General features: G+C 54.8%; 12 protein-coding genes. 9 read left to right on the top strand and 3 right to left on the bottom strand.

Features of this window, described 5'->3' with window-relative positions:
• Window positions 1-157 precede the first annotated feature (157 nt).
• Window positions 158-1423 carry a multiheme c-type cytochrome gene (locus tag COMA1_RS03435; protein ID WP_090743805.1) on the bottom strand — a complete coding sequence of 422 codons (1266 nt, stop codon included), beginning with the start codon at window positions 1421-1423 and terminating at the stop codon, window positions 158-160.
• A gap of 283 nt (window positions 1424-1706) precedes the next feature.
• Here COMA1_RS03435 and COMA1_RS03430 point away from each other — a divergent pair, with 283 nt between their 5' ends.
• From COMA1_RS03430 to COMA1_RS03415, 3 genes are all read left to right on the top strand, one after another.
• Entirely contained in the window at window positions 1707-2126 is a 420-nt protein-coding gene (locus COMA1_RS03430) for a hypothetical protein (RefSeq protein WP_090743802.1), read from the top strand.
• A 1732-nt stretch (window positions 2127-3858) separates the two neighbouring features.
• A complete protein-coding gene (locus tag COMA1_RS03420; RefSeq protein WP_090743796.1) occupies window positions 3859-4491 on the top strand; it encodes a hypothetical protein in 633 nt (210 codons plus the stop codon).
• Window positions 4492-5179: 688 nt separating this feature from the next.
• Entirely contained in the window at window positions 5180-6424 is a 1245-nt protein-coding gene (locus COMA1_RS03415) for a vanadium-dependent haloperoxidase (RefSeq protein ID WP_090743793.1), read from the top strand.
• Between the two features lie 3 nt (window positions 6425-6427).
• Here COMA1_RS03415 and COMA1_RS03410 read toward each other — a convergent pair whose 3' ends face one another.
• Window positions 6428-8851 (bottom strand): Lon protease family protein, encoded by a 2424-nt coding sequence (locus COMA1_RS03410; RefSeq protein WP_090743790.1) that lies wholly within the window; start codon window positions 8849-8851, stop codon window positions 6428-6430.
• A 1-nt stretch (window position 8852) separates the two neighbouring features.
• A complete protein-coding gene (locus COMA1_RS03405; RefSeq protein WP_090743787.1) occupies window positions 8853-9407 on the bottom strand; it encodes an HPF/RaiA family ribosome-associated protein in 555 nt (184 codons plus the stop codon).
• A gap of 491 nt (window positions 9408-9898) precedes the next feature.
• On the opposite strand from COMA1_RS03405, the gene COMA1_RS03400 reads away from it, so the two are divergent.
• The 6 genes from COMA1_RS03400 to COMA1_RS03375 all read left to right on the top strand — a co-directional run bounded on the left by COMA1_RS03400 (window position 9899) and on the right by COMA1_RS03375 (window position 20075).
• Window positions 9899-10987, top strand: a complete 1089-nt coding sequence (locus COMA1_RS03400) for a phosphotransferase family protein (RefSeq protein WP_090743784.1) — start codon at window positions 9899-9901, stop codon at window positions 10985-10987.
• A gap of 99 nt (window positions 10988-11086) precedes the next feature.
• Window positions 11087-11635: an adenylyl-sulfate kinase gene (locus COMA1_RS03395; protein ID WP_090743782.1), complete on the top strand. Its 549-nt coding sequence runs from the start codon at window positions 11087-11089 to the stop codon at window positions 11633-11635.
• 112 nt (window positions 11636-11747) lie between these two features.
• Window positions 11748-15359 (top strand): DEAD/DEAH box helicase, encoded by a 3612-nt coding sequence (locus tag COMA1_RS03390; RefSeq protein WP_090743779.1) that lies wholly within the window; start codon window positions 11748-11750, stop codon window positions 15357-15359.
• A 182-nt stretch (window positions 15360-15541) separates the two neighbouring features.
• On the top strand, window positions 15542-16555 hold the full coding sequence (locus COMA1_RS03385) for an IS30 family transposase (protein WP_090746779.1): 1014 nt from the start codon (window positions 15542-15544) through the stop codon (window positions 16553-16555).
• A gap of 1094 nt (window positions 16556-17649) precedes the next feature.
• Window positions 17650-18171 (top strand): UpxY family transcription antiterminator, encoded by a 522-nt coding sequence (locus tag COMA1_RS03380; protein ID WP_176697822.1) that lies wholly within the window; start codon window positions 17650-17652, stop codon window positions 18169-18171.
• Window positions 18172-18683: 512 nt separating this feature from the next.
• Window positions 18684-20075, top strand: a complete 1392-nt coding sequence (locus tag COMA1_RS03375) for an outer membrane beta-barrel protein (RefSeq protein WP_176697821.1) — start codon at window positions 18684-18686, stop codon at window positions 20073-20075.
• Window positions 20076-20087: the final 12 nt, after the last annotated feature.

Genomic DNA, 20087 nt, shown 5'->3' with positions numbered 1-20087 from the left:
CACCGGCTCTCTTGGAATGCCGGTAATTTCTGGGCCGGCATAGGCATTTGTCATCGATATGCCATTGAGAGCAGAGAATACAATTATGAGTAACTGAGTATGTCGTCGCATGATCCATCCTCGCTCCCCATAACGACTTTCCTGGAGGGTGTATTGGTCAGCCTCGATTTGATGCTGCACAGGCCAGGTGTGTCTCAGTCACGCTCTGCGTAAAGGAGGCGGCAAGATTGCCGGTCAAAGACGCCGCTCGTTCATAGACCGTAAAGTTGTAGGGGTCTTTCGCCGTGAGACCATACTTGTCGATCAGCATCTGATGCTGCCCCTCGGTTTGGATGTGGTAACGAATCTTCGTGCGTAATTTCAAACCGGCGCTGTCTTTTGGTACTCGATATTCAAACGTATAGTCTCTGCTGGCTAATGGCATGAGCCGATTGTCGTGCAGCTCGACAATAGCTGGTTGCCAGAGGATCCAACGTCCGGTCGTATCCGACTGCTGTTCCAGCACTTTGCCACCTTCATCTTCCACTGTAAATTCGACGGTGAAGTGGCGGTCTGGGTCCCCTGTAGGGAGTTTGTGGCCTGCGCCTGCATTCACCAGGGTTAGAGTCACTCGTACCTTGTCGCCGGGTTTCGGTTCGGCCGGTTCAGCTCTTACCTTCACGTCGATGGCTCGCTTGACCATTGCGGGGTCATGCCCGCCCCGCCAGAGATGTTGACGGCCTTGGCGGACAGGGCCGCCGATTGCGACCGATCGCTCGATTTCCGGCATATGGCAGCTCTGGCAAATGAAGCTCTTCTCTTTCTTCCAGTATCCATCCTCGTATTCGGGATAGGTGCCACAAGGTCCGCCATTATAAAATTGCGCCGGCCCCCCCACGACACTGTGACAGCGCTCACACAGTTGTGCGGTGCGAAACATGGGATCATGTTTTGTCGGGTGAGGAGCCTTGGCGTCTGCGTACGGCCCTAGGATGACGCCATCTCGTACGTGACAGCCCGCACAGGTCACACCTTCCTGTTGATACTCCTTGTCGTAGTGCGGATTGGGCTCTTGGACGGCTCGTTCCACTCGGTCGCGTGGAATGTCCTTGATTAAGGTTGGTTGCTGATTTTCCAGGGGGGTGTGACAGTTCAAGCAGACCCAGATACGTTTATCCTTCGTCCAATAAGCTTGGAAGAAGGGGTCTGTATAGGCCTGTGCATGGATGCTGGTTTTCCATTCGTTGTAGATGTCGACATGGCAGACTCCGCAGGCCTCCGCCTTCAAGCTCACGAGACCGTCGGGAACTTTTTGATGGGGGATGGCATGGGCGTAATCTTCACGCAAGCCGAAGATGACGACCGGTTTGACTTCGGTATAGTACAGGTACGTGAGGCCGCCTAGCACGACGAGTCCAATCAAGGTTCTCTTCACCCACTGCATTGATGGCTCCGTTCCACCCGCCTTCGCGATGATTGTCTCAACTTATGCGCCACTATTACCCTGATTGATCTGTCGCGGGAGAGATAGCAGTCATCATACTGGACGGCTTCCTACTCTCTCAACCCGTGTCTCTCTCTAGCGTTGTACGAATGGGTCAAAGAAACGTGGTGAGAGGGAACTCAGGGCAACAAATCTCGCAATAGGGCCAGAATATGGCTTGCTCGAAGCAGGAGACTTCGCTATACAGGGCTGGTCCAACTTAGTTAAGGAAGGAACGCTAACTATGCATGGGATACCGACGGAAACGTTGCTTCGTGGGATTGTCTGCCTGTTGATCATCGGAGGCTGTGTGGCAGAACAGACCGTTGTGGAACCAACAGCATCAGGCCCGGCGATCTCATCGGCCCCGCCTGAAGTGGCTCCTGCTGGACCATCGGATGTTGTGAAGGCGTGCCTGGCACGAATTGCGAACGATGCCAGTGAAGGGGCGCAGATGGTGGCCGAGCAAAGTTGTCAGGACAATGAAAAGCTTTACCAGGCTGTGGCTGGGGTTGCCGTGGCGAAAAGCGCCAACCGTGCATCCGCCGGTACGCAAGGTGATTCGCTGGACGCCTGTGTGGCACGTATTCCCACCGAAGCGACGGCAGGGCAGCGACTCTTGGCGGAAGAAAGTTGTAAGCGTGATCAGTTCACACATCACTGAATAGCGAGCCAAACCATCCAGGAGCTGGGGCTGGACATTCAGCCTGGCACCACTCTCCATTGTCCTGGGCATATGCTGAGATGCCGTTAGTGAACCTCCGTCCCGCGTTCCTCGCATCCATCGCCATCCAAGTCTGTAAACCGTTTCCTGCCCACACCAACCAGCTACTCTGCGTCGGTTTGTGATCTCGGTATGACCTTATTCACGGGATGCACATTGTCGCATCATCGGACCTCTGAGAAAATCGTCCGGTGCCGATGTGTCCACAGATGATAGGTACAGCTTATTCATGGAGTATAAACCATCAATTGGCTGACCATTGGTGAGCCATTATCCTCCCCTCCAGCATGCGGAATGACCCGCAGGCGGATGACACCATGAGGAGGAGATCATGAGAGGGAAGAACGGAGTCACTCGGGTTCATAGCAATGATGGCTGTCACCGGCATTGTGAATGCGCCAAGCAGCTTCGCGTTGGAGGTAGACCAAGTGGCTTTCACGGAGCGTATCGGACATGGCAGGTCGATCTACTAGTCAAAATCTGGTTCGGTGAGCGCCTGTCAGGTGAAGCTGGATGTCATCGATCGCATTGGAGCAGGGGGATCAATGTATTCCTCCAGTCAGAGTGATGGCTGTTCGGTCGCGGAGGATGATGGGAAGATAGCAACTGTCATTGAGCGAATCTGAGCCGGAGGGTCGCTCTATTCACCCAGTCATCCACTGAGCTGAACATGGTTTGGAGAAGGAGACGGTCTGAGGCGGGCGTTCTGCCCGTCCTCAGACCTGGAACGAGTATCGTTAATCCCAATTTATCCAAGCGGACATTTCTTACAGCCCCACCTCAGCTCAGCTTCTTATCTCAAAACTAATCCCCACTTGTCTTGTGTAGCGTTGCCTCTGATTTCAAACCTTGAAACGACAAGGCGAGGCACTTGTGCCTCTCAAAGGCGTAGATGAAGAGATTTTCACCCGGCATTCACGGTCTCTTCATCCGGGCGATGTATATATTGTTATGTAATACTAACCAAAAAGGAGGGCATTGCTCGTGCACAACATGCTGGATCTTTCGATGGTCTACTTTCCGTACGTCGTCATGGGAGCAGGTCAGGCCGTCATAGCAGCTGCAAGCGTGACTGGAAAGAAAACCAATAACACTGAGGAACTTCAGGGGCGGGGAATTGCCCGCCTAGCATTTGATATAGCAGCGTCGAGCGAAAAAGTCAGATCAATACCGGGACATCCCATAGGGTCGCCGAATTGGGGAAAAGCATGACGGTGCCATTAACCGATCGATATGTGTGAGATGAAAAACTCTTCGGATATCCTTCATCGGGCTTTCATGCTTCAGCAGTATGTCGTCTCTGTCGACAGAAGAAGAAAAAGGAGGCCGGTCATGACGATGATCATTTTCTCAGTGCTCACCGTAAGCTTCTTGTTGGGGATCTTGTACCGAGCATTTGGTGCGGAGTAGTGGAGATGTTGGGAGCCTGCGCCTGCCTGCCCATCGCAAGCCGTACAGTCTCATGAGGCAGGCGTCCGTGGGTACTTCATAGGTTCACGTGTGTGAGGCGCTCTGCGGTAGGTGACGGGTTGAAAGTTCCAGTTTTGAGAATAGATACATTACAGAATGATACAGATGGTAAGGGTCGACTTGGGGTAGGGATATTCCTGAAGAATACCTGCATGCGGATGCAGCGGATGTACTAAGAGATTAGACCGAAGGAGGCAGTATCATGATCGAACGGGTTGGACGAGTAAAGCTTGGATTGATGGTAGGGACGCTGGGAATACTGGCACTCGGGTGGACGGTGAGTCCAGGTGTGGCGTCGACGGAAAAAAACATCAACGAGAGGGCAAAAGTAAACTTGCAGAAGGCGCATGACCAACTGAAACTAGCAATTGACCAGACTGAGAAGGCCCTTGGATCGTCTCGCAGAAGCAGCGGATCAATCCGGGTTCATATGCAGCGGGCGCTTAATATTCTCGGAGGGAAGGATTCACCTGAGTATGCCGACTCATCTGAATATACTGACAAGCTCCACCCACGCTTTAACGAAAAGGTCGGAAATCCTGGGGATGGGCATGGTGCGCTGCTATACATGGAAGAAGCCTACGAGACATTGAAAGCCAGCAATGCACCGGCATCGGTTCAGGAAGCTATGGAATATGCGATTATGCATGCGTCTATGGTGGAGGAACACGCCCATGAGTCGGTTCATGGAACCGGTATCAGGCAAACACATGAGCATGCCGCCCATGCTGCGGCATTACTGGTCGGGGCCTACGGGAAAGCTGACTCTGATTCTCCAGCCACCGGCGCGTTGTCCTATGCGATGAAGCAAACAGGATTGAAAGCATCAAAATAGACCGGCAAAGCATGAATCTGCAGGACAAATAGGTAGTTTGTGCATCGATGAAGCGATGCACAAACTCGCTTGCCTCTCCTCATGCTGCAGGGTTGCCGTGGAGCTGACATGGTCATGCTATGGACCATGACACCTCCTTTCACGTCTTCACACGGTAGATTTCTTCCCGTGGATCGGACAGCGTCAACAACCTGGCGAGTAATGCTTAAGGAGAGGAAATGGTCTGAGAAGGGGGAAAACGCCCTTCTCAGACCAAGATGGTATGAGTGAATAGCGATCCGATCCGGAATCTTGGAAACTTCTGCCAGGAGATGGCTGCGTTGATTCTTCTCCCCTTTACCTTCTTTCGTAAAGCCCTGCACCATCTTTTTTGATCGTTACGTCCAGTACAGAGGGAAGAGAATCAAAGGCGCAGATTCCCTCGAACCTTCGTTTCTGGTGCGAAATAGCAATTCCGTGGTCTTAACGATAGCTCGCCAAAATTGTCTAGCTGGATAGACGGCTCTGAGGATATTCTCCTCACATCTTCGACCAGTGGTCCTGGGCATTGACAAGAACCGCAGATGTATAGAATCGTCAGGCGGATAATTTCGGCAGTCCAAGCACGATAGTTGCTCGGTTACGGCGATACGTCGCGATCAATAAATGCTTGATAAGGGAACAAGTCACCATTTAAGAGGGTAGAACTATGCAGCTAACGATCGTCTATTCACAGATATTGCGAGTAAGTCTCATCGCACTACTCCTCAGTGCATCGGCACTGTCGGATGCCTGTGCCGATGCTGTCACCGAATGGAACGAGCAGGCTGGTGGAATCGTGGTGAAGGCTGGGTTGGGACCGTTGCCGGCAGAACGGGCATTAGCGATGGTTCAAGCCTCAGTCTATGAAGCGGTGAACGCCATCACGCAACGGTATCCCGTCAGCGATTTGAAACTAGAGACGGCTTCTGGGGCATCGGTAGAAGCGGCGGTCGCGGCGGCGAATCGTGCCATGTTGACGAAGCTTGTCCCATCCCAGCAAGCCATTATCGATCACGCCTATCAGGCTGCTATGACAGCCATCGCCGATGGTTCGGCTAAATCGAACGGCATGGCTGTCGGTGAAAAGGCGGTCGCGGGCATTCTAGCGCGGCGTGCGAATGACGAGGCTGCAGCAGGGGAATCCTACCGTCCACAGACGAGGGCGGGAACCTATGTGCCCACGGTGATACCGGAAGCTCCACAGTGGAGGTATCGCACCCCCTGGTTGATGACAAATCCGTCGCAATTTCGCCCTGGGCCACCTCCGGACTTGGGCAGCGAAGTATGGGTGCGCGACTACAATGAGGTAAAAGCGCTGGGTGGAAAGCAGAGCCGACAGCGAACCGCGGCACAGACTGACATCGCCCGTTTCTGGGAAGAGGTCATGCCGCCGATCTATCATGGTATTGTGAGATCCGTCGCGAATATCCCGGGACGAGACATCACTCGGAATGCACGTCTGTTTGCCGCAGTCACACAAGCCTCTGATGATGGCTTAATTGCGGTGTTTGATGCGAAGTATCACTATGGCTTCTGGAGACCACTCACCGCCATTCGAAACGGCGATATCGATGGGAACGATGCGACGGAACGGGACGAGTCCTGGGTGCCGTTCATCGAGACACCCATGCATCCGGAATATCCCTGCGCACACTGTATTACGTCCGGTGTCGTGGGGACGGTGTTAAAGGCTGAGATCGGCAATGACCCAATGCCGGTCCTCATCACGACCAGTCATGCCGCGGGTGACATCGCGCGCAACTGGACGAGTGTGGACGAGTTCATGCAGGAAGTCCCGAATGCACGGATCTATGATGGTGTCCATTATCGAAACAGCGGCAAAGTGGGAACCGAGATGGGCAAACAGATCGGTAGATTGGCTATTGAAAAATATCAATTGATGCGCAAATAGCCGTTATGGCTCCGTGATGATGTGTCCGCTGGGTTTCTCTTCCCCATCACCCCATTCCGCCACGGCCTGCGCCATTTCGGCTAATCGCAGTGCGGCTCGGCCAAACACCGTGTCGGACGGGTAAGCCCCATCGAGCCCACGTTCGCCGGCAGTGATGCCCGTGAGCAACTCCAATGCTTCTTCAATGGTGTTCACGGCATACACGGAAAAATGACCTGACTCGACGGCCTCCACCACATCACGGCGAAGCGCCACATGCTTGGTATTGCGGGCGGGGATGATGACACCTTGTGTGCCGGTCAACCCTTTGCGCGAACAGGATTCGAAGAACCCCTCGATCTTTTCGTTCACGCCGCCGATCGGCTGTATTTCGCCCAATTGATTGACGGAGCCTGTGACGGCCAGCCACTGATGGATCGGCAGATCGGCGAGGCTGGACAGAATGGCGATGAGCTCGGCCACCGCTGCGCTGTCACCTTCCACTTCGGAATAGGTCTGTTCAAACGTCAACGAAGCGCTCATGGCGAAGGGATGGGATCCTGAAAATTTTCCGGCAAGATATCCGGCCAGCGTCAGTACCCCCTTGCTGTGGATCATGCCGGCCAGTTCCGCCTCACGCTGAATATCGATCACGCCTTTGGCACCCACATAGGTACGGGCGGTAATTCGCGTGGGGCGGCCGAACGCATAGTCGCCAAGCTCATGAACCGACAGACCATTGACCTGACCGACCACGTCACCGTCGAGATCGATCATCAACGTGCCTTCCTTGATCTCATCCTGGATCCAGTGTTCCGCCAAATTTGAACGATGACGCTTATGCGTGACAGCGGCATCGACGTCTGCTCGCGTCACAAATGCATGGCCTTCTTTCCTCGCCCAATATCCTGCTTCCCGGATGAGGTCGCTGACGAGACTGAGCCTGATCGACAGTCGGTCGCGACGATCGGCAAAGCGGAGTCCTTGCCGGAGAATTTCCGCAACGGCATCCGCTCCGAAGTGGGGCAGTCCCTCTTCTCGACAGAGCCTTGCAATGAACCTGGCATATTGGCGGTCCTGTCGTGCACTCCTCACGACTTCAGTATCGAAATCCGCTTTCACCTTGAACAGCTCTTCGAAATCTTCTTCGTAGGCTTGCAAGGTATGGTACAGCATGGGTGGCCCAACCATGATGACCTTCACCGTCACGGGGATCGGCTCCGGTCTCAGTCCTGCCGTGGAGAACCCATAGAATTCAGCAGGATCCTCGATATTCACCTCGCCGCTCTTGATCACCCGCTTGAGCGCGTCCCATGAAAACGGCTGGCGCAGCATGTCCACTGCGTTCACGATCAGATAGCCACCGTTGGCTTGCAGGACAGCTCCTGCACGGATTTCCGTGAAGTCCGTGTACATCACCCCCATGTGGGCCCGTCGTTCGATCTTGCCGATGAGATTGGAGTAGGTCGGGTGTGACTCATCAATGACGGGAGCCCCTTCTGATGGATCATGTTGCACGATCAAATTGACAAGGAAGCGTGACATGTCGGGTCGCTTGAATTCCAAACCGGGGATGGCGATTGCGGGACCTTCCCGCGGCAGAAAATCTTTGAAGTGATTCACGATGTCGTCTCGAACATGTTCCAAGAATGTTGTGATCGTTGCCATATCTTGGTACGTCCGTCGTAGGGTTTCGTAACGACCTTCCAAGACATCGGTGGCCAATTGGCGGTCCAGATGACGCTGTTGATACTCGGCTTCCTTCTCAAGTCCGTGGATGCGGACATGGAATTCTCGGATTTCCCCTTCAAGGGTCTTACGTCGTTCGGTCAGATCTCGCTGTTCTTCCTCAGTCATCGCCTCCATGTCGGCCTCTGTCATGGAACGGCCATCTTTGAGCGGCGCAATCCCAAAACCGACCGAGGTTTCCTCAAAGCCAAATCCCTGTGTGCGACTGTGTTCCGTTAATTCATGAAAGAGCGCCTTTTTCTTGGTATCGATGTCATCATGCAACTTGGCCTTGGCCTCGAGATATTTCTTGCTCTCGAATGCCAAGGGGATGTCACGTCGTAGTCCCTCGATGAATCCGGACATCTCTCGTTTGAATGACGTCCCCTGTCCGGCGGGCAGTGCGAGACAGGTCGGCCGAGAGGGGGCTTGGAAGTTATTGACATAACACCAGTCAGCTGGAGCGGGAGCTGTCCGTGCCATATGCTGGACCATCTGCCGAATGACGGTGGCTTTTCCTGTGCCAACCGGGCCGGAGACGTAGAGATTGAATCCGGGACTCTTCATATTGAGCCCAAATTCCAACGCCTCCACGGCCCGCTCCTGTCCAATGATCTCAGTCAGTGGTTCGAGTTCGCTCGTATCCTCGAAGCCGAGCTGACGGGGATCGATTGTCGGGGCCAGCATTGAGACGGGGACCTTATATTTTTCGATATTCATCCTAGGAGACCTTTACGGCTATCGATGGCGGGAGTGCGACAACCGTTGCCTGAGGACCTTTGTCACCCTCTTCGATGTTGAAGACCACGTCGGTTCCATCTTCCAGTTGCTCAACTGTGAGTCCCTGCAGTGCATTCGCATGGAAGTAGACCTCGCCGCCTCCTTCTTTGAGAATGAAGCCATACCCCTCATTTAGGAACAGCTTCGATACGACGCCGCAATGCAGGGGCCTGGGCGGCAGGCGCATCTTGGTCTGCGCGAGTTTTTCGCGATACTTGCGGAGTTCGATACCAACGGCCTGAAATGCCGAACGAATCGCTTCCTCGAAGGTCTTGTCTTCCTTGCGAGCTGTCAGGGTATGACGACCGGGCAACGTGACCATAATGAGTGCTTCCGCCAGGTTCGCAAGTTTCTTGTGGTGTCGATTTTTGGTCAAGGTAACTCGACCATGAATCACATCATCATGTCCGCGTTGGAGGTCTTCCATGCGGGATTCAATCTCGGTCTTCCAGTGGGGGGGCATGGCGACATTGCGGCTGTGAATTTCTAGCTCCATTCCTGCCTCCACATCGCAATAGTTCACGTCCTCTTATGAACCAGGAGTCGCAAACGATATGCCGACGAGGCAAGAGCCCAAGAATATTAGCCAATCAATAATGGGTTGATAATTCATGACCCGAGTCAATTCCATCTGATTCCTGTACGGGGCATTTGTCCACAGTGCCACTCTGGTCTGTGTCGCTCGATGCGACAGTTCTTGGATTGCTAGCAGGCTGTTGACAAAGTCCACCCGCGGCGTTCTCGCCTCGCTCAGAGGCTCAACGTACGGCAGAGAGTACGATTCGCCTCTTCGCTCGCTGCGGCCTTGCTGGATGGCCTTTCTGAACAGCCTGTGCGGTACTCTCCAGACGTTCGTGACCTCAGGCAGGGTTCCATTTCTGAGCTCGTTCTTGGGTTTGTCCACTCACTGCTAGAGGAGTAAGGGGCGAGACACAAGGTGATAACGAATGAGGTGTCCATGGAACGCGATTTGCGAGAGGCTAGGGTATGCCCGCGTTGCGCAAGCAGACCTTGGAACACTACCTACAGACCCGTTTTGGGCCGGAGACGCGACTCTTGTCCTATGGAATCATCGGCAAGGAGAGTTCCAAGGGAGCCCAGAAGCGGTATGGGTATGGCACGCCGGTCAAATTGACCTTCCAAATTGGGCGACGGGTTCAGTCAGCGGTGCTTGAAACGATGAAGCCTGGTCCGTTCGGGCATGAACATATGGCAGATCGCGCCCAGGCGATGCTCTGGGACTATGACTCTTATGGACAACTCCCACACCATGTGAAAGCCCTCGATGTTGGGGCGTTCGATGCCGACCAAACGCTCTTTTCGATTGCAGAAGCCCGTGAATTCTTCGTGCTGAACGAATGGACTGACGGGGCGAGTTATCATGCGGATCTCGAACGATTGATGAAAGGTGGGGCGCTTCGTAAGCTGGATCGACAACGTACGGTCACGCTGGCGCGGTACCTGGCACAGATCCATGCCAAAAAGCGTCGAGACGCGGATCTCTATAAGCGTCGGCTGCGTGAATTGATCGGTCATGGCGAATGCATCATGGGATTGACCGACAGCTATCCCACACGCTTTGGCTTTATCACCGCCGACTTGTTACGAACGGTGGAGGAAGCGTGCAACCGGTGGCGGTGGCGTCTCCGTGACAAGACCAACCGGCTTACACAGGTGCATGGGGACTTCCATCCGTACAATGTATTGTTCCGTCGCGGGACGGATTTTGCGGTACTGGACCGGTCGCGCGGAGAATGGGGCGAGCCGGCCGACGACGTTACGGCCATGACGATCAACTATCTGCTCAACTCGCTGATCAGCCGTGGAAAGCTGAAGGGGCCATTTGAGTTCATTTTCCGGTTGTTTTGGGAGACCTATGTAGAAGCAAGTGGCGACAAGGAAGTGATGGAAACAGCCGCACCGTTCTTTGCCTTTCGCGGCTTGGTCGTGGCCAGCCCGCTCTGGTATCCAAACCTGTCGATCGACACCCGACGGAGTCTCTTTCGCTTCATTGAAAATGTGCTCGACGTGCCACGCTTTGAGCCCGAACGGGTCAATGAGTATTGCGGGGTGTAGAAGCTCATTGGTCATTTGTCATTAGTGAAGAGTGAAGCCTATCGCGAATCAGGCAGAACTAGTTAAATCCCAGCAACCAGTAGCTTTCCCCATTGACCTATGACCATTGACCATACCCCGAGTTTTGCCATCTGGCTTACGGGTTTGCCAGCGTCGGGCAAGAGTACGATTGCCGTAGCGCTGCGATCTCAGCTCGAGCAGTTGAAGTTGTCCGTCGAAGTCCTTGAGTCCGACGCAGTCAGGCGAGTCCTCACGCCGACACCGACCTATTCACTAGCAGAGCGGGATCTCTTTTATCGCGCCCTCGCCTTCATGGGAGCGAGATTGGTTTCGCATGGCGTCACGGTCATCTTCGACGCCACGGCGAGCAAGCGCGTATACCGTGATTTCGCTCGAAGTCTCATCCATCAGTTTGTTGAGGTAGCAGTAGAGTGCCCATTAGGACTTGCGATGGAGCGTGATTACAAAGGGACCTATCAACGAGGTCAGCGTGGCGAATCGTCAACCGTTCCAGGGCTACAAGACCCTTATGAAGCGCCGCTTCATCCGGAAGTGAGAATCGATACGACGCAACTCTCCGCAACAGACTCGGCGAGAATCGTATTGGAAGTTGTGAAAGAGAAATTCAAAGAGGATGTGCCTCACTGATCGCAGTTCCCATGGTCTCCACCCTCCATATCATGGTACGAAGATAAGCCGGAAGCGCCAGTCTCTAGAGTGACTTGATGGGGGTCTTTCCCGCCCGTTATAGTGGCGCGCCATGCGAAAAAAGCCTGCGTCTCGTTTTAGAACAACATATAGCCCTCCGGCTGAAGCGACGGTGAGCCCCATCGCTCAAACTCCCGCTGCGGCCGCGCTGCTTGCTGCATTTCGTAATCTTGCCGTCAATGATGTCTATACGATGGCCCCGAAAGCGTCGGTGGTGCGGGGGCATGACTACTATCGGCGGCAGCGACTGCAACACTATGTCTGGAGCAAAGATGGCGCGACACTCACGGCCCATGTGCAGGGCACCGTCTTGTACGAAGTCGTATTTTCCCTGGACGACGGGTTTCTCTCTGCTTTCTGTGACTGTCCGGCTTGGGAGTTTGATTGTCCGTGCAAACATGTCCTGTGTGCCTGTTTCACCACCAAACATCTCCTTGTGCCCGAGACGTTCCAATTATCCGATCGAGAACAAGCCCATCTTGCCGCACTCAGATCCGATTTGCTGGGGGTACCCATTCAGACGGGTGTCCCGAGCAAAGGCCGTACGCTCGAGTCGGGCTATGAAATCGTGATCGACGCAAGCCTGCCCTCTCCGCAGCTCTCCATCCATCGCAATGGTGTAAGGCTGGCTGCGGGCTGGGTTCCAGACTTACCGACCGAGCTGCGACCGCTGCTTCATCCATCCTGGTTTTCGTCGACCTACGGGGATGATCCCTTGTTGCGCTACCTTGACTTGGCCAAGCGCCGGTTCCCTATTGTCCTCAAAGTCGACCAGGACTCGCTTGTTCTTCAATGGGCGCCGACGGTCGCGTGCCAAAGTAAGACGGAGCTGGCTCTTTCCGGTGAAGCCGTGAGGATTCGCGCGGTGTGTGTTGCGGACGGCACGGTGCTCGACCGAATTGTCCGGTTTCGTAGCTTCGTGGTTGATGTGAATGGTCGACGCTTGCTTCTTTTGGAGGATGAAGGTGGGTGGGCTTCCTTTCTGTCACTGCGCAATGCCATCCAGAGGGCTGACAGTCCTTATGGTCGCAGTGGTTTGGATGAAGCGCCCTATGCGGTTGTCTTACCACCCAATGAGGGTCATCGGAGATGGCAGGGGCTGCACCATGAGCTGGAATTCACCATTCCGCGACAGGAGTTTCAATCCTCTCAGATCGATCTGATCTTCAAGCAAGCGGACGACACGCTTGACGATCTGCTGTTTCGTGGAAATGGAAGCGAGACGTTGGTTCGCTTATCTGTTGCCGGATCAGTAAGCGAGGAGCGGGAATACGCGTTGACGCTCAGGCCGCTCCTTGATGAGTCTGGTGCACCAACGACTGCGTGGAGGCTTCAGGCACAATGCCGGCAAGGTGAGACGTGGTGTGCGCCAAGCGCATCGACCTTTTCCTTCATCCGGGCGTTGGAGCAGGGTCGCGCTGTGTCAGGGCCGTTGCGAACACAGAAACGCAAGGCGGTGCTTTACGAGTTGTTCTTTCGCCTGCTGACGGTCGGTGAGGCGAAGGAACGAGACCTCCATATTAAGACGGCGCTGGATCAGACCGATTGGGTGAGAAGCATTCGGCTAGAGGCCGCACGATGGCTGAAACAGCACTTGGCTGTCTATGCCAGGCCAGATGTACGGTTGCAGATCGATGCAGGGCGGTGGGGGTTGCACACGATCGACAAGTCTCGAGAGGGATGGCTCTATCAAGTTCCATTCGAGATCTTCGGCCCAGAAGCGTTTCGTGGCATGACCTCGCATGATGCGATGCTGATCGATTCGCGGGTGCTGTTCCCACGATTACCGGCTCTCTTGGAAAAGCTGACCATGGTCGGGACCACACTGTTGTACGAGGAGAAGCCGCTCCGGTCGGTTCGGTGGGACTGTTCCGTTCACGTCGGGCATCAGGATCGACAGGAGACGGGAATCGATTGGTTCGAGATCAAGCCGGAGATTCGTTGCGATGGAATAGCCATTGACGAAGATGAATGGAGGACGGTCCTGCAGCGAGGCGGACTCATTGGAGGGGAAGGCGGTCTACGGCTTCTGGACGGCCCGAGCATGGAACGGCTACGTGCCATCTTCGACCTGACTGTGAGCGCCCCGGTGAATCGGGAATCGACGCTGGTTGTACGGGTGCCTCGATTACAGATCCTCGATTGGCTCGCGCTGCGCGAGCAGGGAATCCACGTGTCGTTGCCGGACGAAGACGAAGCAGTGCTGGCGGGCTTGCTGGGATTTGTACGGATTGAGGAGCCGCCGTTACCGAAGGAGCTTCATGCAACGCTCCGCCCCTACCAGCAGGACGGCTATGCCTGGTTGGCATTTCTCTATGCCCATCGATTCGGGGCCTGTTTGGCGGACGACATGGGGCTGGGCAAGACCATCCAGACCATCTGCCTTCTGGCTGCCATCAGGGAGGGACGCCTCAAGGCAGCGCGCGGGGTAAAAGGCCCTCACCTGGTCGTGGTGCCGACGAGCCTCCTCTTCAATTGGGAGCAGGAACTGGCTCGGTTCGCGCCAGAATTTACGGTCCATGTGTATAGCGGGAGTGAACGGACATTCGAGGCCGGGGACGGTGAGATCGTGCTCACGACCTATGGGTTGGTTCGTCGGGATATCGATATCTTGGAGCAGACCATGTTCCATGTGGTCGTCTTCGATGAGGCCCAGGCGGTGAAGAACATTCAGGCGGACACGACGGGGGCAGTCCGACGACTCAAGGGGCGCTTCAAGATCGCGTTGACCGGTACACCACTCGAAAACCATCTTGGTGAGTATTTCTCCGTGATTGATCTCTGCGTGCCGGGGCTCTTGGGCGAGAGTGATCGGTTCAAGACGGACTTGAAACGTCTCTCGGGTCCTACGCTTGACCGGGTACTGCGTCGGACGAGGCCCTTTATTCTGCGGCGAACCAAGGCAGAGATTCTTCAGGACTTACCCCCGAAAATCGAGCATGAGGTGTTTCTGGAGTTGACGGATCGCCAAAAGGCACTCTATCAGCAGACGGTCGAACAGGTTCGCTCAACAATCGATGAGGCCTATCGCAGCAAGACGTCCGGGCAGGCACAGTTCATCGCCCTCACGGCTATCCTCAAGCTGCGACAGGTCTGTCTTTCGCCACGACTCCTTACGAAACAACCGGAGGAGCGCTCTCCTAAGCTTGGCTTTCTCCTGGAACGATTAACCGTATTGCGAGAGGAAGGGCATAGTGCGCTGGTGTTCTCACAGTTCACCAGCTTTCTGGATCTGGTGCAGGAAGCGTGCATACAGCATGGATTGCCGTATCATCGATTGGACGGCTCCACGGCACCGGCTGCGCGCAAAGCCCGCGTGAAGGCTTTTCAAGATGGTGACCAGCCCAATGTCTTTCTCCTGAGCTTGAAAGCGGGGGGGCAAGGGTTGAATCTGACCCGGGCCAGTTATGTCTTTCATCTGGATCCTTGGTGGAATCCCGCCGTGGAGCGGCAAGCGTCGGATCGTGCGCATCGCATCGGGCAACAGCGGACCGTCACAATCGTGCGGATTCTCATGCGGCACAGCATCGAGGAAAAAATGATGGCGCTCAAGCAACGAAAGCTCGAGTTGTACGATGCAGTCCTGGCCGGCGCGGTGCGAGGCTCAGGGCAGGGCGTGCTAACAAAGGCCGATATCGATTTCCTGCTCTCGCCGAGTGCATGACACGGAGGAAGTGACCCTTAGTTAATCTTAACCGACGTCGGCTGTTTCATACCCATCCTGAGTCACTGCTCCTTGGTATCACTTGCATTGAAAAAGCACGTTGAAACTGACGAAGGGATTAGCCCCTTGAGTTCTAACTCCAAGTGCAACACTGCCAGCCCCTCATGGGCTATGGTGTTGCCATGCAAACACGAGGCTATCAACATCTGAGTGCCGAAGAACGTGCCACCGTCAGTCTAGGGCTCGCCCAAGGGCATTCGCTCCGTACCATGGCGCGGATCTTGGGACGGGCCCCGAGCACCGTGAGCCGCGAGGTCGCTCGGAACACGACACCTGACGGTCCCTACCTGGCCTGTACGGCGCAGCACCACGCAGATATCCGAGCGCAACGCCCACGGCGCCCGCGTAAACTCCTGGACCCGTGGCTGTGGGAGTACGTGCAGACCCAGCTGACGCAGGGCTGCTCGCCCGAGCAGATTGCGGGACGTCTGCGCCGCCTGTATCCTGACGACATGAGCAAGCGGCTGTCTGCCGAAACCATCTATGCGGGACTGTATGTGCTGCCACGTGGCGCCTTGCGGACCGAATTGTTGGCGGCTCTGCGGCAGGCGCGCAAGACCCGTCGACCTCGGGCGCGTGGAAAGGACCGACGCGGCCAGCTGCCCAACCTCACACCAATTGCCGAGCGTCCGGCCGATGTGGCCACTCGTGCGGTGCCGGGGCACTGGGAAGGTGACCTCCTCAAAGGGGCTCGCAACGGCTCGGCCGTGGGCACGTTGGTGGAACGGACGACTCGTCTGGTCCTGCTGGCTCGCATGGACGGGACGAATGCCGCGAGTGCGTACCAGGGCTTCACGAAGAAGCTTCGGCATGTCCCGACCCCACTGCGGAAAACGCTGACCTATGATCGGGGGAAAGAGATGGCGGAGCATGAGCGGTTGGCACACCGCCTCTCGATCCAGGTGTTCTTTGCCGATCCGCACAGCCCCTGGCAACGCGGAACCAACGAGAATACCAATGGCTTGCTGCGTCAATACTTGCCCAAGGGCACGGATCTCTCCACATACACCCAGCGTGAGTTGAACGCCATCGCGCATCGGCTCAATACGCGCCCTCGAAAATGTTTGAACTTTGCGACGCCTCTGGAGGTGTACGCGCAGTGGCGTCATTATTCACCCGTTGCACTTGGAACTTGATACCATCCCCTTAAAGTTCCTATACTGTCGATCCTTCCATTCCTGCTCTTGCCGGTTACCGGGACTTATTGGAAGCCTGATTCCTGAAGCAGTCGTTGAGTGAGCCGTTTGAATCCACTTGGAGGCAGTGACTGGAGTACTTCAAGCAGCGCAGCCCCATGATCCTTCCGCTTCTCTTCATCTGGAACATCCTCATCACGTTGCTGTACCTCTGATTCTTTCGCCTTTTGGGGACGATTAGTCTGAACGGACTGGAATATGCTGAGTGCATTGAAGGTTGAAAGATCCTCCTCGTGACACGATCATCTTGACGTGAGCCGGCTCGCACGAGGCAGCTTGGCGAGGCGTTTCCATTTGCCGCATTTTCGGTACTTCACGTAGTCGTGCCCTCTCCGATTGATTTTGAACGGTCCCCAGCACACACACACTGCTTTCTACGCAACAGTTGGTTGCGCACACGAATATTCCGTTTTGTCGAGCACCATGGGCCTCCAGCCTACCCGATAGTTACGAAACGGCTTAATTCCCGAGCGTAATCAGTGAGCAGGCACACCGTCGTGACAGAAGTAGCCGGGTGTACCTCGTGAAGTACGGCTGATGGCCCGCGATGCACAGTGAGGCAATGTCCATGATGGGCGACCAACCTGGAAGGGTGACATCATTGTTTTCGGTGCGATACCCAAATTGATAGTAAAGCTACGTTTAGCCTTGACTAGGGCTGTATAACTCTAGTAGGTATTTGTAGGATAGCGCGCCATCACTTAGGGCTGTATATACCTATCACGGTTAAGCCATGGCTGGGACATGCGCGAAGAAGCTACGTATATCGCTCGTTATCGCGACTGTACTGTGAGGCTGTAGGCTGAAACAGTATGTTCCGTCGATCTTTTGTAGCACGTCCGTTATGACATGCTGAAACATGATGAAGATGCCATGGGGAGCCACCTTTCCCCTTGACGGATCCGAATGGCTCTAGTATGTAGTATGGCGTATAAGTGGTACTGTGTAGAGCTATATAGCTCTAGCTCTGCGAAGGGAGTCGGTGGGGGAGATGGGGCGAAGCTATGCATATCACCAATTGAATAGAGTGGGCCGTGAGTCCACATGATACAGCAGCACGTGAGACCGAGCTTCGCTGGTATGCCATACTTACGCGCTCCCACCAGGAGAAACAAGTTCGGGACCGGCTGCTTGCAGAGGGAATTGAGCCATTTCTTCCTTTAAGCAGGGTGCAGCGTCAGTGGTCCGACCGAAAGGTGTGGACGAGATCACCGTTGTTTCGTGGGTATTGTTTCGCCAGGTTTACGTTAGACAGCAGCCTTGTCATTCTCAAAACTGCAGGGGTCGCGCGCATTGTTGGTATCCTAAAGCCGGAACCTATTCACGACGAAGAGATCGCGGTGCTCCAGCGGGTTGCCGCTGCTGATTGTGCGACGGAGCCGTACGAGTATTCTACTGAAGGCACATGGGTAGAAGTGATACGGGGTCCCCTTGCGGGCCTTCGTGGCCAATTCGTCAGAAGGGAAGGCCATCAAGGGTTGGTAATCCGCGCCGCTCTCATTCAACAAGCGGCGCTCATTCACATCGGAGCCGGCGAGGTGGTACCAGCAGAGTAGTGCCGAATATTCATCATGGCCTCGGCTTCTTCCGCATGAAGACTACGGTGACAGTAGGGGAGAATCGGACGGGCAAATACCCACTCGAGCAAGGGGAATATATTCTCCAGCCATGCAAGTCAATAGGTGGGGAGAGCGTTCTTCACGTTTGACATCCCAGTGCTAGAGTCGTCGTGATATGGGACAGTGCGAAGGGTTGTGCCACGGTGAGCAGATTATGAAATCAACGATCCTCAGGTCGGTTTTATGCGCTCATATGAACGCGTTGAGACAGCCTGAAAAGAAAACGAACTCAGCATCTCCGCGTGGCATAGGTTCAACCAGCCGCAGGCTGCATGAAATTACTCAGCAATCGGATAAGAAGTTGAGGCGCACACTCAGGGAATCGGACATAGATCGCAGTCTCTTCTGAAAGGCTCAAAGCAGGATCTATGCCTCTCTTCTTGTGTGGAATCAAGGATCCACCCCATTGGGCGTTTCTGTCTCCCTCTAGTCAGATAGTTGCGTGTTCTATGGCTGTCCTCTCAACGTTGACAACAGTGGGAACGCCATTGGCACAGCAATCGGAAACACTCAATACGTTCTCTGTCAGTAGTGGGGCACCCTTCGGTGCATCGGGGACGATGTTCTTATCGCAGTTCGCCAACCCTGCGCTCCTAGGATCGCTGTACTTGACCCCACAGTGGCCCATGACTGGGTATTATCCCATCTTTCCGGGGAGCTTGCCTGAAGCCTTTCCCCGTGAGGGAGTTTCGGTCGGACCACTCCGCTTGCATCCCCATATGGGAGTTGCTCAGATGTATACAGATAATGTGTTCAGGACGAACGGCAATAAAACCAGTGACTTCCTGACCACGCTCTCTCCGGGGATCCAAGCCCAACTGCCGTTTGGAGGATTTCACTCCGTCCTAATCGATTATCGGACCAACCTTCAATACTATTCACGCACGACATCAAACGACGTGCAGGATCAGACTGCGGTAGGAGCCGTCAAGTTCAATTTTCCCGGTGGACTCAAAGTCGATCTCCAAGGCGAGCACAGGCTTGGACATGATCCCAGAGGCTCTGCTGTGGATAACGTGAACACGCAACGTCTTGGGGTGAACAAATGGACAGCCGATGGCTTCACCGGGCATGCCGAGTATTTCGGGGCACAGTCTAGCGTGGGACTCCATGTGCAAACGCTTCGCTGGCAATACCTCAATAATAACCAGGGCGCTGTTCGTGACAGACTGATAAACCGGGCCAATTTACTGTTCTCGCGGGATGTGACGGACAACATGTCCCTCCGGGCCATGATTGGAGCGCAGCAATCGATTTATGACCAGAATAAGAATTTGGACAATGTCATCTATACCTTCAGTGGAGGAGCGACCTGGAATATCAGCGAGATGACGTCCGGAGATATTCTGGTCGGATATCAGCATGTGCAATTTACCCGTGCGCAGGTCAATCAACCTCCTCCGCTGGACCGATTTTTCAGAGACAAAAACACCTACTCTAATCTCTTTGTGATGGGAAGACTCAATTGGCAGGCGACGCCGTTGTTGCGGCTATCGTTGCAGCTGTATCGGACAATCCAACAAACGGTATCGATCGGTTCCCTATTCTACACAGCGACGGGTGTGAATCTTACGGCTCGGCACGAATTGACCGATCGCATGACGGTAAATATCAACTTCGGGTACGAGCACGACAAATTTCAAGGTGTGAGTTCCGCTGGGATAACGAGCGGGCCAGCGAGGAATGAGGATTTAAAGAATGTTGCGGTGGGAGTGAACTATCAAGCGGTCAAATGGGTGGGTGTTGGGGCGCAATATATGTTTGAGGATCGACACTCGACTCAGGCGCAGTTCACCTACCAAGCAAACACGGTGATGCTGTTTGCAGAAACGCTCTTTTAGCCCAGAGGTGGT

The sequence above is a fragment of the Candidatus Nitrospira nitrosa genome, from assembly GCF_001458735.1.
GTDB classification, from domain to species: Bacteria; Nitrospirota; Nitrospiria; order Nitrospirales; family Nitrospiraceae; genus Nitrospira_D; species Nitrospira_D nitrosa.
Note: the sequence above shows the minus strand (reverse complement) of the source record. Positions and strands in the feature narration are given on the sequence as shown.

What these genes read in the sequence shown, in the direction of transcription:
- COMA1_RS03435 (WP_090743805.1), bottom strand. Translation starts at nt 1,423, where the DNA reads ATGCAGTGGGTGAAGAGAACCTTGATTGGACTCGTCGTGCTAGGCGGC.
- COMA1_RS03430 (WP_090743802.1), top strand. Translation starts at nt 1,707, where the DNA reads ATGCATGGGATACCGACGGAAACGTTGCTTCGTGGGATTGTCTGCCTG.
- COMA1_RS03420 (WP_090743796.1), top strand. Translation starts at nt 3,859, where the DNA reads ATGATCGAACGGGTTGGACGAGTAAAGCTTGGATTGATGGTAGGGACG.
- COMA1_RS03415 (WP_090743793.1), top strand. Translation starts at nt 5,180, where the DNA reads ATGCAGCTAACGATCGTCTATTCACAGATATTGCGAGTAAGTCTCATC.
- COMA1_RS03410 (WP_090743790.1), bottom strand. Translation starts at nt 8,851, where the DNA reads ATGAATATCGAAAAATATAAGGTCCCCGTCTCAATGCTGGCCCCGACA.
- COMA1_RS03405 (WP_090743787.1), bottom strand. Translation starts at nt 9,407, where the DNA reads ATGGAGCTAGAAATTCACAGCCGCAATGTCGCCATGCCCCCCCACTGG.
- COMA1_RS03400 (WP_090743784.1), top strand. Translation starts at nt 9,899, where the DNA reads ATGCCCGCGTTGCGCAAGCAGACCTTGGAACACTACCTACAGACCCGT.
- COMA1_RS03395 (WP_090743782.1), top strand. Translation starts at nt 11,087, where the DNA reads ATGACCATTGACCATACCCCGAGTTTTGCCATCTGGCTTACGGGTTTG.
- COMA1_RS03390 (WP_090743779.1), top strand. Translation starts at nt 11,748, where the DNA reads ATGCGAAAAAAGCCTGCGTCTCGTTTTAGAACAACATATAGCCCTCCG.
- COMA1_RS03385 (WP_090746779.1), top strand. Translation starts at nt 15,542, where the DNA reads ATGCAAACACGAGGCTATCAACATCTGAGTGCCGAAGAACGTGCCACC.
- COMA1_RS03375 (WP_176697821.1), top strand. Translation starts at nt 18,684, where the DNA reads ATGGCTGTCCTCTCAACGTTGACAACAGTGGGAACGCCATTGGCACAG.